At 72.6% G+C, this 13,077-nt stretch carries 14 protein-coding genes and 2 pseudogenes; 7 read left to right on the plus strand and 9 right to left on the minus strand.

The annotated features are described in order from the left end of the window. Positions 1-52 precede the first annotated feature (52 nt). Positions 53-502 carry a spore-associated protein gene (locus DNK56_RS17230; RefSeq protein ID WP_111335009.1) on the plus strand — a complete coding sequence of 150 codons (450 nt, stop codon included), beginning with the start codon at positions 53-55 and terminating at the stop codon, positions 500-502. A gap of 96 nt (positions 503-598) precedes the next feature. Here DNK56_RS17230 and DNK56_RS36005 read toward each other — a convergent pair whose 3' ends face one another. The 4 genes from DNK56_RS36005 to DNK56_RS17245 all read right to left on the minus strand — a co-directional run bounded on the left by DNK56_RS36005 (position 599) and on the right by DNK56_RS17245 (position 3,979). After that, positions 599-1,273: a hypothetical protein gene (locus DNK56_RS36005; RefSeq protein ID WP_241989908.1), complete on the minus strand. Its 675-nt coding sequence runs from the start codon at positions 1,271-1,273 to the stop codon at positions 599-601. Further along, positions 1,246-1,701 carry a hypothetical protein gene (locus tag DNK56_RS36010; protein ID WP_241989909.1) on the minus strand — a complete coding sequence of 152 codons (456 nt, stop codon included), beginning with the start codon at positions 1,699-1,701 and terminating at the stop codon, positions 1,246-1,248. Before DNK56_RS36010 ends, DNK56_RS36005 begins: the two co-directional genes overlap by 28 nt. A gap of 178 nt (positions 1,702-1,879) precedes the next feature. Next, positions 1,880-2,944, minus strand: a complete 1,065-nt coding sequence (locus tag DNK56_RS17240; protein ID WP_111335011.1) for an IS110 family transposase — start codon at positions 2,942-2,944, stop codon at positions 1,880-1,882. A gap of 234 nt (positions 2,945-3,178) precedes the next feature. After that, the gene (locus DNK56_RS17245) at positions 3,179-3,979 is read right to left on the minus strand and encodes a GNAT family N-acetyltransferase (RefSeq protein WP_111335013.1); all 801 of its coding nucleotides are present in this window, start codon (positions 3,977-3,979) and stop codon (positions 3,179-3,181) included. Positions 3,980-4,056: 77 nt separating this feature from the next. Here DNK56_RS17245 and DNK56_RS17250 point away from each other — a divergent pair, with 77 nt between their 5' ends. The 4 genes and pseudogenes from DNK56_RS17250 (at position 4,057) to DNK56_RS17265 (ending at position 6,017) form a co-directional block, all read left to right on the plus strand. Then, positions 4,057-5,004: an aldo/keto reductase gene (locus DNK56_RS17250; protein ID WP_111335015.1), complete on the plus strand. Its 948-nt coding sequence runs from the start codon at positions 4,057-4,059 to the stop codon at positions 5,002-5,004. A 231-nt stretch (positions 5,005-5,235) separates the two neighbouring features. Next, positions 5,236-5,337: pseudogene (locus tag DNK56_RS36765) on the plus strand (aldo/keto reductase); the annotation flags it as partial. 9 nt (positions 5,338-5,346) lie between these two features. After that, a pseudogene (locus DNK56_RS17260) lies at positions 5,347-5,487 on the plus strand (SDR family oxidoreductase); the annotation flags it as partial. Between the two features lie 26 nt (positions 5,488-5,513). After that, on the plus strand, positions 5,514-6,017 hold the full coding sequence (locus tag DNK56_RS17265; RefSeq protein WP_111335017.1) for a GNAT family N-acetyltransferase: 504 nt from the start codon (positions 5,514-5,516) through the stop codon (positions 6,015-6,017). A gap of 12 nt (positions 6,018-6,029) precedes the next feature. Here the strand turns inward: DNK56_RS17265 and DNK56_RS17270 are convergent, their stop codons facing one another. From DNK56_RS17270 to DNK56_RS17285, 4 genes are read right to left on the minus strand one after another with little or no spacing between them, the layout of a single operon-like run. Continuing rightward, positions 6,030-6,941, minus strand: coding sequence for a class I SAM-dependent methyltransferase (locus DNK56_RS17270; RefSeq protein ID WP_111335019.1), 912 nt, complete (start codon positions 6,939-6,941; stop codon positions 6,030-6,032). After that, the gene (locus tag DNK56_RS17275; RefSeq protein ID WP_111335021.1) at positions 6,938-8,053 is read right to left on the minus strand and encodes an NAD(P)-dependent alcohol dehydrogenase; all 1,116 of its coding nucleotides are present in this window, start codon (positions 8,051-8,053) and stop codon (positions 6,938-6,940) included. The genes DNK56_RS17270 and DNK56_RS17275 overlap by 4 nt, the downstream gene beginning before the upstream one ends. After that, positions 8,050-9,447: an aldehyde dehydrogenase family protein gene (locus DNK56_RS17280; protein ID WP_111335928.1), complete on the minus strand. Its 1,398-nt coding sequence runs from the start codon at positions 9,445-9,447 to the stop codon at positions 8,050-8,052. Before DNK56_RS17280 ends, DNK56_RS17275 begins: the two co-directional genes overlap by 4 nt. Positions 9,448-9,478: 31 nt before the next feature. Further along, positions 9,479-10,234, minus strand: a complete 756-nt coding sequence (locus DNK56_RS17285) for a (5-formylfuran-3-yl)methyl phosphate synthase (protein ID WP_111335931.1) — start codon at positions 10,232-10,234, stop codon at positions 9,479-9,481. Between the two features lie 192 nt (positions 10,235-10,426). Here DNK56_RS17285 and DNK56_RS17290 point away from each other — a divergent pair, with 192 nt between their 5' ends. Next, positions 10,427-10,714, plus strand: a complete 288-nt coding sequence (locus tag DNK56_RS17290) for a hypothetical protein (RefSeq protein ID WP_111335023.1) — start codon at positions 10,427-10,429, stop codon at positions 10,712-10,714. 445 nt (positions 10,715-11,159) lie between these two features. Here DNK56_RS17290 and DNK56_RS17295 read toward each other — a convergent pair whose 3' ends face one another. Next, positions 11,160-11,831 (minus strand): ScbR family autoregulator-binding transcription factor, encoded by a 672-nt coding sequence (locus DNK56_RS17295; RefSeq protein WP_241989910.1) that lies wholly within the window; start codon positions 11,829-11,831, stop codon positions 11,160-11,162. Positions 11,832-12,385: 554 nt separating this feature from the next. Here DNK56_RS17295 and DNK56_RS17300 point away from each other — a divergent pair. Next, a complete protein-coding gene (locus DNK56_RS17300) occupies positions 12,386-13,066 on the plus strand; it encodes an HAD family hydrolase (RefSeq protein ID WP_111335027.1) in 681 nt (226 codons plus the stop codon). Positions 13,067-13,077: the final 11 nt, after the last annotated feature.

Here is a 13,077-nt window from a genome sequence, read left to right on the forward strand (position 1 = left end):
GGGGGTCCTATCAAGTGGGAGCAAAAGGCTCCCCGAACCGCAAGGGGGAAATATGCGAAAGATCCGTACTGCCGCCACCGCCGGAGCGCTGACCACGCTCCTGGTGGCCGCCACCGCCGCCTTCGGCACGACGGCCTCCGCCGCGCCGAACGTCACCCCGCAAGGGGTCTGCGGCACGGCCTACAAGACCGTGAACACGACCTCCGTGGGCAACCTCGGCACGGTGTACCTGACCTACAACGCCTCGAACGGAAAGAACTGCGTCGTCACCATCCGATCCACTCCGGGCACCGCGAAGAGCATGGGTGCCTACCTCTACGTCCCCGACACCGGTGAGTCCACGTCGGACGACGGGACCTACACCTCCTACGCCGGCCCGGTCTACGCCTACGGCAAGGGCCACTGCGTCAGCTGGGGCGGCCACATCGGCAATGTGTACGCCTCCGTGGAGAACTCCAACTGCGCGTCGCTGAAGGAGCAGCGGACCCTCGAAGTCCGCTGATCCGCGCCGCTCACAGGGACCGCCCCCGGCAGCCGCCGGGGGCGGTCCCACGCGGTGCCGTCCGCCACGAGGGCCGGCCCGGTCCGCGCCGGCGGGTCAGACGCGGTCGCCGCGCCGCCGGCGTACGGCGGTGAAGCCGAGGGCGCCCGCGCCCACCGCGACCAGGCCCGCCGCCGTGATCGCGGTCGCGGAGACACCGCCGCTGCCGGTCCGCGCCAGCTGCGCGGTCATCCCGGACGACGTCGCGCCGCCCGAGGGGCCGGCCGCCGGGGTGGGGGAGGGCGACACGGTGGCGGTGGCCGTGGGGGTGGGGCTGCCGGTGGGGAAGGCGGTGGCCGCCGCCTTCACCAGGACCGAAGCCGGGTCGCCGCACGAGGTGATGCCCCGGAAGGGGATGTCGCCCTCGTTGACGATCGCGCACGGGGAGAGTTCGGTCTTCCCGGCCGGCGCGTCCTTGAGATAGGTCACCCGCACTTCGGCGGACGCGCTGCCGTGCGCGGGGATGGAGACATCCTTGCCGATGACGTCGAAGCCGTAGACATCCGGTTCGGCGGGCGAGGTGATCGGTTCGAGCGTCGTCCACGTCCCGGAACGAAGGACCTGCACGGTGGTGTGACGGTTGGTGAACAGCACATCGGTGACGTTCTCGTACGCCGAGGGCGTCGGGTTGTCGACGGTGGCCCGGAAGGTGATGGCCGCCCCGCCGGCGGTCGCGGTCGCGGGCACACCGGACAGCCGGGACATCAGCCCCTCGACCGCGACCTCGTCCACATCGCTGTCGCCGGCGGCGCCGGAGGCACCGTGCGCGACGCGCCCGCGGCGAGCGGGAACGGCTCGGGCAGCTCACCGCCGTACACCGTGCCCTCGACGATGCTCAGCGGGATCGGCTTCCAGTCCTTGCCGTCGAGCCGGTACTCCAGGCTCAGGGAGTTGTCGGTCAGGCCGTCGCCCCCGTCGATGCGGTAGATCAGCCGTGCCGAGGAGGTGTCGGTCGTGCCGGTGTTGGACGCCGTGGTGGTGAAGGCGACCGGCAGCCCGCCGCCGCCGATCTCCGCGGGCGCCGCGGTGTCCACCTCCAGCGTCGGCGCGCCCGTGTCGGCCAGGGCGACCGGGGCCAGGGCGGCTCCGGTGACGGCCGGCAGCAGCCCGGCCCCCATGACCGCGAGCGACGAACGCAGGGTGTGCGCAGTGGTGTTCAAGGTATTTCCCCCCGGTGAGGTATGTGGCGCGGCCGGATGCCGCGCCCACCGGCGACGGGTGGTTCGGCCCGTCGTCCCACCCGGTTGGACAGGCCGTGCGGGCCGCGGGTTGCGACGCCGAATGCCACGGTTCCGTGACAAAGGGTCAGGGGCGCACCGGTGAAGCTCCTGTAGATCGTCAAGCGGTCTGTGGGAGCGGTTTGGTGGTGTGGATCACATGGGGTAGGTGGCGGTAGATCTCGCGGGCGACGAACCGTTTCAGGCACCGGATGACGTCCTTCTTGACCATGCCTTCGGCGGTGCGTCGGGCGACGTGGTCCCGTGTGCGCTGGTCGTACTTCATGCGGACCAGGACGATGGTGTGGAGGGCGTTGTTGGCCTGGCGGTCGCCGCCGCGATTGAGGCGGTGGCGGTTGGTGCGGCCGGAGGAGGCCGGGACCGGTGCGGCCCCGCAGAGGTGGGCGAAGGCTGCTTCGGAGCGGAGCCGGTCGGGGTTGTCGCCCGCGCTCGTCAGCAGCTGGCCGGCGGTTTCGGGGCCGAGGCCCGGCAGGGCGATGAGCCTCGGGGCCGCCTTGGTGACCAGCGGTCCGATCTCCTTGTCCGCGTCCTTGATCTCCTCGTCCAGCGCCTGGTAGCGGCGGGCGAGCCGCCGCAGGACGGTCTTCACCGCGCAGGCTGGATCGTCGAGTTCACCGGCCGGACGGGAGCGGGCCAGGGTGTCGATCAGCTCCCGCGTGGACAGTCCCCGCAGCTTGTCCCGCACCACGGAGGGAGCGGTGACGATGAGGGTGCGGATCTGGTTGATGGTCTGGGTGCGGGCCTTGACGGCGCTCTTGCGGACGACCCGCAGGGCGCGGATCGCCTCCACGATCCCGTTGCGCGCCTTGGGTGTTCCTCCGGCCCGGCCGGAGAGGACCGCGGTCGCGGCCCCGTAGGCGTCGATCGGGTCGGATTTGCCGTTGTCGCGCCTCGCCTTGCGGTCCGGCCGGTCCACCTCGACCACTGCGACCCCGTTCGCGGTGAGGAAGCGTGCGATCTCGGCGCCGTAGGCACCGGTCCCCTCGACCCCGACGGCGAGGACCTCACCGTGGGACCGGAGCCAGTCCAGCAGCCGCCGGTATCCCTCCGGCGTGGTCTCGAACCGCTTGGTGGCCAGGTGCCGGCCAATGCTGTCGATGACCGCTGCCTGGTGGAGGTCGGTGTGGGTGTCGATCCCGCCGACCACCGCTATCTCGTCTGCCATGCTGGTGTGTGCTGCCCTTCCAACGCTCAACGGTGGGAGGGCGCGAGCCGGTCGGGCAGACGGACAAGACAGTGATGGGACCTTTGGCCGGGCTCCTATGAAGTCACGGAAGCCCGACCGGCCACGCGCCAGACGGCATCGCCCGGCAGGCCGACGATTCCCCAGAAGGACAACCGAAGCGTCAGTCAGGCGGAGAGTCAGACCCCCGGGCGATGCCATGGCTAATCCTCACTGTCAGGCGGGCAGCCCGTAGAAGCGCATCGCGGTGTTCGGCACGAAGCCGATCCGGGGATAGACGGGCGCGCCCGCCGCCGTCGCGTGCAGCGTCGCGCGGGTCAGGCCGGTGGCGCGGCCGCCCTCGTACAGCGCCTTGCGCGTCACCGCCTCGCCGTATCCCCGGCGCTCCCAGCGCGGATCGGTGGCGACGAGCACGACGAAGAGCCGGCCCGCCGCCTCCACGGTGGCGGCGCAGGTCACCGGCTCGCCCTGGCGCAGCCCCAGATAGGCGTGGACCCCGCTCTTCCACAGCGCGGAGCCGGCGAGGCCGTCGCGGCCGGCCTCCAGCGGGAAGCCGTACGCGCGGGAGTTGAGGTCCGCGTAGGCGAGGAGCTGTGCGTCGTCGGCGACGCGGACGAACTCCAGCTCGGGGTGCGACGGTTCGGGCAGCGGGAGCAGATCGCCGGCCATGCCGGTGCCGGGGAAGGCGTGGACCAGGCCGGCCCGTTCGGCCGCCGCGTCCAGTGTGGCGCGGGCGTCCTCGTCCAGGAGGTCGTCGAAGACCCAGAGGAAGCCGGGCCGGGTCTTCGCCCGCATGATGTCCGCCGCCTGGCGCAGGCGCTCTCCGGCGAGGGCGGCTCCGGTGCCGGTCTCGGTGAGCGTGAGGCAGTTCCAGAACGGGAACGCGCAGTCGGCCCAGCGCACGGCGATTCCGGGCAGATCGCGTACGTCCGCTCCGGCGTCCCGGTCGAGCACCAGGGACCGCCAGCCCACGGCGAGTTGTTCCATCGATTCGACCGCGTCGGCGAGATCCGCCACCACAACTCCTCGGGGTAGAGAGCGTGCGAGAAAGGGGACTTGACTTCGAGCGCACTTCAGCACCGAGCATGAGGGACATGAACAGCGCGAACAACACGAACCCGCAGATCGTCCTCGGCACCATGGCTTTCGGTACCCAGGTGGACGCAGCCACCTCCTTCGCCATCCTCGACGCCTTCGTGGAGGGCGGCGGCGAATGGCTCGACACCGCGAACTGCTACTCCTTCTGGGCCGACCCCAGCGGTGTCGGCGGGGCCAGCGAGCGGGTCATAGGCGACTGGCTCCGGGCCCGGCCCGGCGCCCGCGAGTCCGTGCGCATCGCGACGAAGGTCCGGCAGAACCCGCTGGTCCCGCACGCCTGGCCGGAGAGCGCCGAAGGGCTGTCGGCCGGTGCCGTCCACGCGGGCATGGCGGAGAGCTTGGAACGCCTCGGCACCGACCATGTGGACCTGCTCTGGGCACACGCCGAGGACCGCACGGTGCCGCTGGAGGAGACGGTGGGCGCCTTCGGCGAGCTGGTCGCCAAGGGGACGGCCCTGCGGGTCGGCGCGGCGAACCACACCGCCTGGCGCGTCGAGCGCGGCCGGTCGCTGGCCCGGCGGCAGGGGGTGGAGCCCTGGACCGCGGTGCAGCTGCGCCACTCCCTCGTACAGCCCCGCCCGTCCACACCGCTCGCCGAGAGCGCCCACCGCATGCTCACGCCCGAGGACCTGGACCTGGCCCGCTCCGAGGGGCTGGACGTGTGGGCGTACAGCTCGCTGCTGTGGGGCGCCTACACCCGTCCGGACAAGCAGTTCCCCGACACGTACGACCACCCCGGCACCACCCGGATGCTCGCGGTCCTGGACGAGGTGGCCGCGGAGGTCTCCGCGACGAAGAACCAGGTCGTCCTGGCCTGGTTGCACCGTCAGGGCATCGCCCCCATCGTCGGAGTGAGCCGGGTGGCCCATGCCGAGGAGGCCCTGACGGCCCGCGACGTCCGCCTCACGGACGAGCACCTCGCCCGTTTCGAGGACGCCCGCTAGCGGCGGCGGCCGGGGGAGCCGCGCCCGTCATCGATTGGCGGGCGCGGGTAGTGTCCGATTGGCGTTAATGCGCGTCTGCAAGTATCTTCTATGGGGCCGGCCGGCCGTTCGGGCCGGTCCGTCCCGGCGACGCGGCGCGAGCGGAGAAGCGACCTCTACCTCATCCACTGGCCCACCCCGGCCCGCGACCTGTACGTGTACGTGGAGACCTGCAAGGCCCTGGAGAAGATCCTCGATGTCTTCGGCTTCGAGCTCACCGAATCCGACCTGACCGCCCTCGCCGCCCTCGACCGGGGCCTGCGCACCGGACCGGACCCCGACACCTTCAACTGACCCCCGCCGCCACGCCCCCTGCCGCAACGCCTCATCGAGCCCGAGGAGATCGCCCATATGGTCGTCTACCTCGCCTCGCCGTACGCCTCCGCCACCGCGGGTGGCGCCCTCCGCGTGGACGGCGGATACGTCGACTCGATCCTGCCCTGACGGCCCCGGCGGGGCAGAGTAGGGGCATGGCCACCTACGAGACCATGCCGTACCACCTGGAGACCGAACGGCTGATCCTGCGCCCCTGGGACGAAGCGGACGCCGCCGAGTTCAGCGAACTCCTGACCGGACGCGGCAAGGAGACGTACACCGTCGAGCGCTGCCGGAAGGCGATCGCCGGACTGCTCGCCACCACCGAGCACACACGTATCGCCCTCCTCCCCATTCAGCGCAAGGAGGAGGGCGACTTCATCGGCTACTGCGGACTGATCATCGGCCGCTCCACCCAGGAGGAGCCGGAGATCGCCTACGAACTGCTGCGCCGCGCGCACCACCGGGGTTACGCCACCGAGGCCGCCCGCGCCGTGGTCGGCGCCGCCGCCGCGACCGGGCGCCGGCGGCTCTGGTCGACCGTCGCCACCTGGAACACGCCCTCGCTGCGCGTCCTGGACAAGCTCGGCTTCGTCCACGACCACTTCTCCACCGAGGAGAACGGCGAAGTCGCCTGGCTCACCCGCGCGTTGCCGTAGAGCCGGCCGCCGTCACCGGCTGCGGTGGGCGAACACCCACCGGTTCCCCTCCAGCGCGTCGTTCGGCTCCGGCAGCGGGCCGCGCCCGTGGCGGCGGGTGAACTCGAACGGGGTGTGCGTGGCGGCGGACCAGCCCCTGGCCGCGAGACGGCCCGCCGAATCGGGCCGGGGGCCCTTGTCGAAGAGGTCGAGCAAATCGATGCCGACCTGCTCGCGCGTCGCCGTGTAGGTCGCGCTGTCCCGGTACACCATGAGGTCCGCCTCCAGCTTCGCCTCGAAGACCAGCGCGCTGCCCCCGGTGGCCAGCAGATCCACCGTGTCCATCAGATACGTCTCGGCGGCGCCCGGCAGATAGAACAGCAGGCCCTCCACCAGCCAGACGCTCGGCGCGCCGGCGTCGAACCCGGCACCGGTCAGCGCGGTCGCCCAGTCGTCCCGCAGATCGACGGCGACCGGCACCCGCTTCGCCCTCGGGACGGCCGCCGCGTCCGCCAGCACCCGGTGCTTGAAGGCCAGCACACCCGCCCGGTCGATCTCGTAGAACACGCAGTCCGGCGGCCAGTCCAGCCGGAACGCCCGCGTGTCGAGGCCGGCGCCGAGCAGCACCACCTGCCGGGCGCCCGCGAGCACCGACCGTACGACGAAGTCGTCCAGCACCCGCGTACGCAGTCCGAAGTACCGGGCGAACCGCCCCCACAACGGGTCGGCGTCCCCGTCCGGGACCTGCTCGATGCGCACCGGCCAGCCCGCGCACGCCGGGGCCGCCCGCACGAAGTGCTCGGCGTACACATCGCGGGCCAGGCTGTCCCGGCGGTGCGTCTCGATCGACCGGGCGGCGGCCACCAGCAGCGCGGTCAGACCCACGCCCCCGTCCACGCCCGCCGAGTCCGGGCTCGCCGCTATCGTGCCGAGTGCCTCGTTCATGGGGTCCTTCCTTCCGGGAGCAGGACGGGTTTGACGACCCGGCCCGCCTCGCAGTCGCGTTCGGCCTCGTTGATGTCGGACAGGGGATAGGTACGGATCAGCTGGTCGAAGGGGAACCGGCCGGCCCGCCACAGCCCGGTCAGTACGGGGATCAGCAGCGCCGGCACCGCGTCCCCCTCACAGATGTGCCGGACGGCGCGGCCCCGGTCCAGCGTGCCCGGCTCCAGCGCCAGCGGGCTGTGCAGCCGCGCCACCAGGCCCAGCGTGCCGGTGGGCCGCAGCGCCCGCAGGGCCTCGTTGACGAGCCGCGGCGACGCCGTCGTGTCGAGCGCGTACCGCGCGCCGCCGTCGGTCAGCCGGCGGATGCGCTCCGCGAGACCGGCCGTACCGGCCGACAGCGGGAGCGCGCCGAAGCGCTCGGCGAGCGCCAGCCGTTCGCGATGCCGGTCCACCGCGACGGACGGCACCCCGACGGCCCCGGCCGCCATGACCGCGGCCAGTCCCACCGCCCCCGCGCCCAGCACCACCAGCGTGTCGCCGGGCCCGGCGCGGAAGGTGTTCAGGACGGCCCCGGCCCCGGTGAGGAACCCGCAGCCGAGCGGCCCCAGCAGCTCGACCGGCAGCGCCGGGTCGACGCGGACGGCGTTGCGGGCGGACACCAGCGCGTACGCGCCGAACGAGGACTGGCCGAACCAGCGGGGAGCCAGCGCCTTCCCGTCCGCGCCGGTCAGCCGGGACGGCTCCTGCGCCCGCCCGCCGAAGAGGTTGAGGGAGGCGAAGGAGTCGCAGTAGGCGGGGGCGGCGCCCAGGCAACCGCGGCAGTGCCCGCACGAGTCGAAGCCGAGCACGACATGGTCGCCGACGCCGATCCGCGACTCCGCGCCGCCGCCCGTCCGCACGACGACCCCGGACCCCTCGTGGCCCAGGACCGCCGGCAACGGGCTGCGGCCCGCCGACCGCCGGACCGCGAGATCGGTCCGGCACATCCCGCACCCGGCGATCTCGACCAGCAGCTCACCGGGGGCGAGCGCGCCGTCCAGCACGACGTCCTCGACCGCGAACGGCTCCTCGTACGAGCGCAGCACCGCGGCGCGGAACCGCGTCGGCGTCATGCGTCGGCCTCCGGGCGGTGGACGACGAACGGGCGCAGATTGCCGTACAGCCCCCACGGCCCGCCCGCCACCCCTACGCCGCTGTCCTTGATCCCGGCGAACGGCTGGGCGAGGGACAGCTCGGCGTGGTGGTTGATCCACGCCGTCCCGCACTCCAGCCGGCCGGCGACCTCCCCGGCCCGGTCGAGATCGGTGCCCCAGACGGAGCCGCCCAGCCCGAAGCCGGTGCCGTTGGCCGCGGCGACCGCCTCGTCGAGGTGCCCGTACGGCAATACCGGCAGGACGGGCCCGAACTGTTCCTCCGTCACCACCGCACTGCCGGGCGGCACATCGGTCAGGACGGTCGGCGCGAAGAAGTACCCCGGCCCGTCCAGCCGGTGCCCGCCGGCCGCGGCGCGCGCACCGTCCGCGAGGGCCCGTGCGGTCAGCTCCGCGACGCGGTCCAGCTGCGGGGCGTTGTTGACCGGACCCAGCCGGGTGTCCGGGTCCAGGCCGCTGCCGACCGCGACGGCCTTCGCCCGCGCCGCGAGCGCCTCCACCACCTCCGCGTGCAGCCGCGCGGGCGCGTACACCCGCTTCACCGCCATGCACACCTGCCCGCAGTTGCGGAACGCCGCCCAGAACAGCCGGTCCGCGATGCCCTCCACATCGACGTCGTCGAGCAGCACGGCCGCGTCGTTGCCGCCCAGCTCCAGGGTCACCCGGGCCAGTGAGCCCGCCGCCGCCCCGGCGACCGCCCGCCCGGTGGCCACCGAACCGGTGAACGTGACGTGCCGGATGCCCGGATGGGCGGCCAGGCGCGCCCCGAGCGGCTCGCGCCCGGTGACGACCGTCAGCACCCCCTCGGGCAGCACCCCGGCCAGCACGGACCCCAGCAGCCGGGTGGCCAGCGGGGTGTACGGGGACGGCTTGAGGACCATCGTGTTGCCCGCCGCGAGCGCGGGCGCGAACTTCGCCGCCGCAAGTTGCAGCGGGAAGTTCCACGGCACGATCGCGGCGACCGGCCCCAGGGAGCGCCAGCGGACCTCGCTGCGCACCGGCCGGCCGTCGTCGATCCGCCGCGTCCTGGGGGCCAGCTCCGCGAAGTACCGCAGCCGGGCCGCCGTGCGGGCGGTCTCCGCGTACGACTCGGCCAGCGGTTTGCCCTGCTCGCGGGTGAGCAGCCGGGCGAGGCCGTCGGCGGCGGCCTCCACGGCGTCGGCGGCGGCCAGCAGAGCCCGGCTGCGGGCGGCGGGGTCGGCCCGCCAGCCGGGCCAGGCCCGGTGGGCCCGGCCGATCACCGCGTCCAGCTCGTCCGGGTGCTGGTCGGGGGCTTCGCCGAAGGTCTCCCCGGTGGCCGGGTCGACGACCGCGAACCGCGCGCCCCGGCGGGCGGGCGCGCGCTCCTCGCACAACGCGTCGGTCGCGTCAATGTCCACCGGGCGGTCAGCCCGCGACGGTGACGCCGGCCGCGTGCTCGCGGGCGTGCCGGTCCATCTCCGCCCGGAACGCGGCCACCAGATGCGGCTGAATCCTTCCTGCATTGCGGTCGCCGCCCTCGCAGACCGCCCCGCGCACCCCCACGATGTCCGTCCCGATCCGGGTCAGCGTCGCGAGGTCGGCCTGCTTGACGCTGCCCGCGAGGGCCGCGAGCAGCCCGGCGGCGTGGGCGAGCCCGACGAACTCGGCGCACATGTCCGGCGGCACATGGTCGAACAGCCGCGTCCCGTCCTTGATCGCGGTGTCGAGCATGGCCGCGTCGGCCCCGGAGCGGGCCGCGATGTCCGGGAGGGCGAGCGGATTGACGCAGCCGACGCGGTGGGCGTCGGCATACCCGGAGGCGACGACCAGCGCCTCCGGACGGTAGTCCTTCACCGCGCGCACGACCGCCCGCATGACGTCGATACCCTGATCCGGCGTCGTACACCCGTAGAGACCCACCTTGATGTACGTGGCGCCGGAGACGACGGCGCCGAGCGCCGCCTGGGCCACCGTGCCCGGCTTGTACGGGACGTCCCCGACGGTCGCCGAGACCGGTGTACCGGCCGGGACCGTGTCCCGGATCTCCCGGATCACCCACGGGAAGTTGGCGCCGAGCGACCCCTCGTCGGGCTTCTTCACATCGACGATGTCCAGATGTTCCGCGGCCTTCGCGCAGTCGACGGCTTCCTCGACGCTGTCCGGAGAGATGAGCAGCAACACCATGGGCTCCTTCCGCCGTCCGTCCGCCGGCCCGGAAGGGCGGACGGACGGATCAGCTGGTTGACCTGCGGTGTGCTCATCATTTCCGCGCCCCAGCGGCCCCGGTAGAGCGCGCGAGCCCCCACGGGAGCACAGCAGCCCCACCCAATGCGCCGCGCGCCCCGGCGCGAACCGGCGTGAAATCATGCGGGGATGAACAGCGACCTGGACGTGAGCGCGCTGGCGGTCAACGTCACCATCCCGCCCGAACTGCGCTGGACCGACACCCGTCGCGGCACGGAGTTCCAGCTCACCACCCTCAACATCCGGCTGCTGAAGGACGGCCACCTGGCCGCGAAGGCGTACGGCCGGCCGGTGGAGGGCGGCCGCGGCGCCTACGTGTCGTTCCCGGTACCCGACCGCCCGGAACTGGCCACCCTGATATCCGAGGCCGCAACCCGCGCAAGCACCCTGTGGGCCACCCACCGGGGCCTCGACTGAGGCCCTGGCGGCTTGTTCCGATGTGCTGGGCCATGTTGTGCCGGAGTCCCAGTTCCAGGCACTGTTCCCAGGCGGTGCGGGCGGCCCCGCGGTCGCCGCGGTGGAGATGGGTGCGGGCCACGAACGCCAGGTAGTCGGCCGTACCGCCCATCTCCCGGCGGATGGCCGGCGCCTCTGTCTGCGCCGCCAACGCGGCGTACCGTGCACCGAGTTGGCGCAGGGTGGCGCCCGGGTTGGTGAGGCTCGTAGCCAGGAACACCCCGTGGCGCTGCTCGCGCAGCGTCGCGACGACCTTGCGGTGGTACGACACGACACGGCCGGCTCATGGTTCCCGAGCACGACGTGCGCGTCCGCGATCCGGCGCAGGGCCGGCGCCTCACCGCGCGCACCGGCCGACCGCCGGTACAGCTCGTACGACCGCCTGACGCGCGTCGCCGACGGTCGCTCAGCCGCTGCGGCGCATCAGCGCGTCGGCGCACGGCGCGCCGGGCCGTACCGGAATCCGGGCGCGGGCGCGGGCGAGCAGCCCCGGATCGGGTTCCGCCTGAAGCGAGGCGAGGACCATGCGCCACCACTGCTCCAGCCGCTCCGTCCAGCCCCACCGGCCCGGCATCTCGTCGGTCAGGGTGCAGTGCCCGTAGAACCCGCAGACGAGCGCCACGGCCGCCGCGGACGGCTGGACCCCGGCCGCGAGTTCGCCCCGTGCACGGGCCTGGGCGAGGAGCCGGGCGCAGGCCAGCGCCCAGGAGCCGAAGGGCGTCGGCACGGGTGCCTCGATGGCGCGGCGCTCCGCCCACAGCCGCGCGCCGGCGCGGGCCAGGACGTCCTCGCTGAGCGACTGGGCCACGCGGAAGCTCAGGACGACCAGTTTCTCCAGCGGGGGCACACCGGGTGCGGCGTACGCGGCGGCGAGCTGCGGCCAGGTCGCGAACTGCGCCCGGACGACGGCCAGCGCCAGCTTCTCCTTGCTGGAGTAGTGGAAATAGATCGCCCCGCTCGTCTTTCCCGAGTGGTCGCTTATGTCATTGACACTCGTTCCCGCATATCCCCGTTCGACGAATAGATGAGCCGCCGATTCCAGAAGCACTTTGCGGGTTGCGCGCGCTCTGTCCTGCACTTGTTCCACCTTCGCTCATATGTGCTGGAGCCGCGACGCGAAAATATGTTCCGCTCTCCCCCGAGGGGCGCAGTCGCATCGCGCGAAGATCTTATTATTCGTCGTCCGGCCAGGTGTGTGGATGGTTTCGCCTCTCCCGGTGCCGCGTCGGAAGAATCGTTTCGGGAAGTGCGTCGGACCCACCCCCGGACCGGTCGGGATTGATCCCGCACAAGGCTCCCCACCAGGGGTGATAGGTGACCGGCCGGCGTGCGGCCGCGACCTTCGGCCGGGAGGGGACGGGGCGTGCGCGGCGTCCATGGCGGTTTTCCGATGCACTCGAATTGGTGATTGCGGAAATTGATGTCGCCTAATTAACGTAACGACCATGATGTTTCGGGTGGACCGGATCTGAGGGTCCGGGCCCGCCTCGGGACACACGGCGGTATCGACCTCGCCGCAGCGGCTGCGGAGCAGTGGCCGCGTCCATTCCCCCTTCCTTATGTGTGCCCTTCGGCACACCCCTGCGCCCGCGTACCGAAACGGTCGGCGCAGTATCAGAGAACGGTGGTTACATGACAGTTCATCGCATCCTCTCCTGGTCCCCGTCCGCCATCGTCTTCGACTGCGACGGCACCCTGATGGATACGGAAAGGCACTGGCAGGAGGCCCGGAACATCACGTTCCGGATCTATGGACTCACCCCGCCCGCCGGGTTCGCCGAGCGTGCCAAAGGCGTGCACTACACCGACTGCGGCGTCCTGATGGCGCGGGAGACCGATAAACCGGAGCTCGCCGAGGAACTCGCCGACACCCTGCTGACCACCTTCACGGCGCTGGTGGCGGAGGACCCGGTCACCATGCCGGGGGCCGCCGCGCTGGTCCGGCAGGCCGCCCGTCACCGCCCGCTCGCGGTGGCCAGCAACTGCCCCCGGAACACAGTGGAATCGTGCCTCGACCGGGCCGGACTCCTCGGCTGCTTCGCCCATGTCGTCGTCGCGGGCGACGGGGTGCGGCCGAAACCGGAGCCGGACGTCTACCGGGCGGCCGCCCGCCTCTGCGGCGTACCGCCCGAGAAGGCGCTGGCCGTGGAGGACTCGCTGACCGGAATGGAGTCGGCCCGCCGGGCGGGTCTGCGGGTCATCGGGCTCGGGACACGGCCGCCGGACCCGGACGACGAGCTGGCCGACCTCTGGGTCAGCAGCCTCGCCGACCCGGAACTGGTCGGCTGGGCCCGCAGTCGCCTGGGCGCGTAACGGGCACTCCG

It is taken from the genome of Streptomyces sp. AC1-42W (assembly GCF_003248355.1).
Classification (GTDB): Bacteria; Actinomycetota; Actinomycetes; order Streptomycetales; family Streptomycetaceae; genus Streptomyces.

Bases quoted from the DNA above. Each gene is read 5' to 3' on its own strand.
- DNK56_RS17300 (WP_111335027.1), top strand. From the start codon at position 12,386: ATGACAGTTCATCGCATCCTCTCCTGGTCCCCGTCCGCCATCGTCTTC.
- DNK56_RS17230 (WP_111335009.1), top strand. From the start codon at position 53: ATGCGAAAGATCCGTACTGCCGCCACCGCCGGAGCGCTGACCACGCTC.
- DNK56_RS17290 (WP_111335023.1), top strand. From the start codon at position 10,427: ATGAACAGCGACCTGGACGTGAGCGCGCTGGCGGTCAACGTCACCATC.
- DNK56_RS17265 (WP_111335017.1), top strand. From the start codon at position 5,514: ATGGCCACCTACGAGACCATGCCGTACCACCTGGAGACCGAACGGCTG.
- DNK56_RS17240 (WP_111335011.1), bottom strand. From the start codon at position 2,944: ATGGCAGACGAGATAGCGGTGGTCGGCGGGATCGACACCCACACCGAC.
- DNK56_RS17250 (WP_111335015.1), top strand. From the start codon at position 4,057: ATGAACAGCGCGAACAACACGAACCCGCAGATCGTCCTCGGCACCATG.
- DNK56_RS17270 (WP_111335019.1), bottom strand. From the start codon at position 6,941: ATGAACGAGGCACTCGGCACGATAGCGGCGAGCCCGGACTCGGCGGGC.
- DNK56_RS17275 (WP_111335021.1), bottom strand. From the start codon at position 8,053: ATGACGCCGACGCGGTTCCGCGCCGCGGTGCTGCGCTCGTACGAGGAG.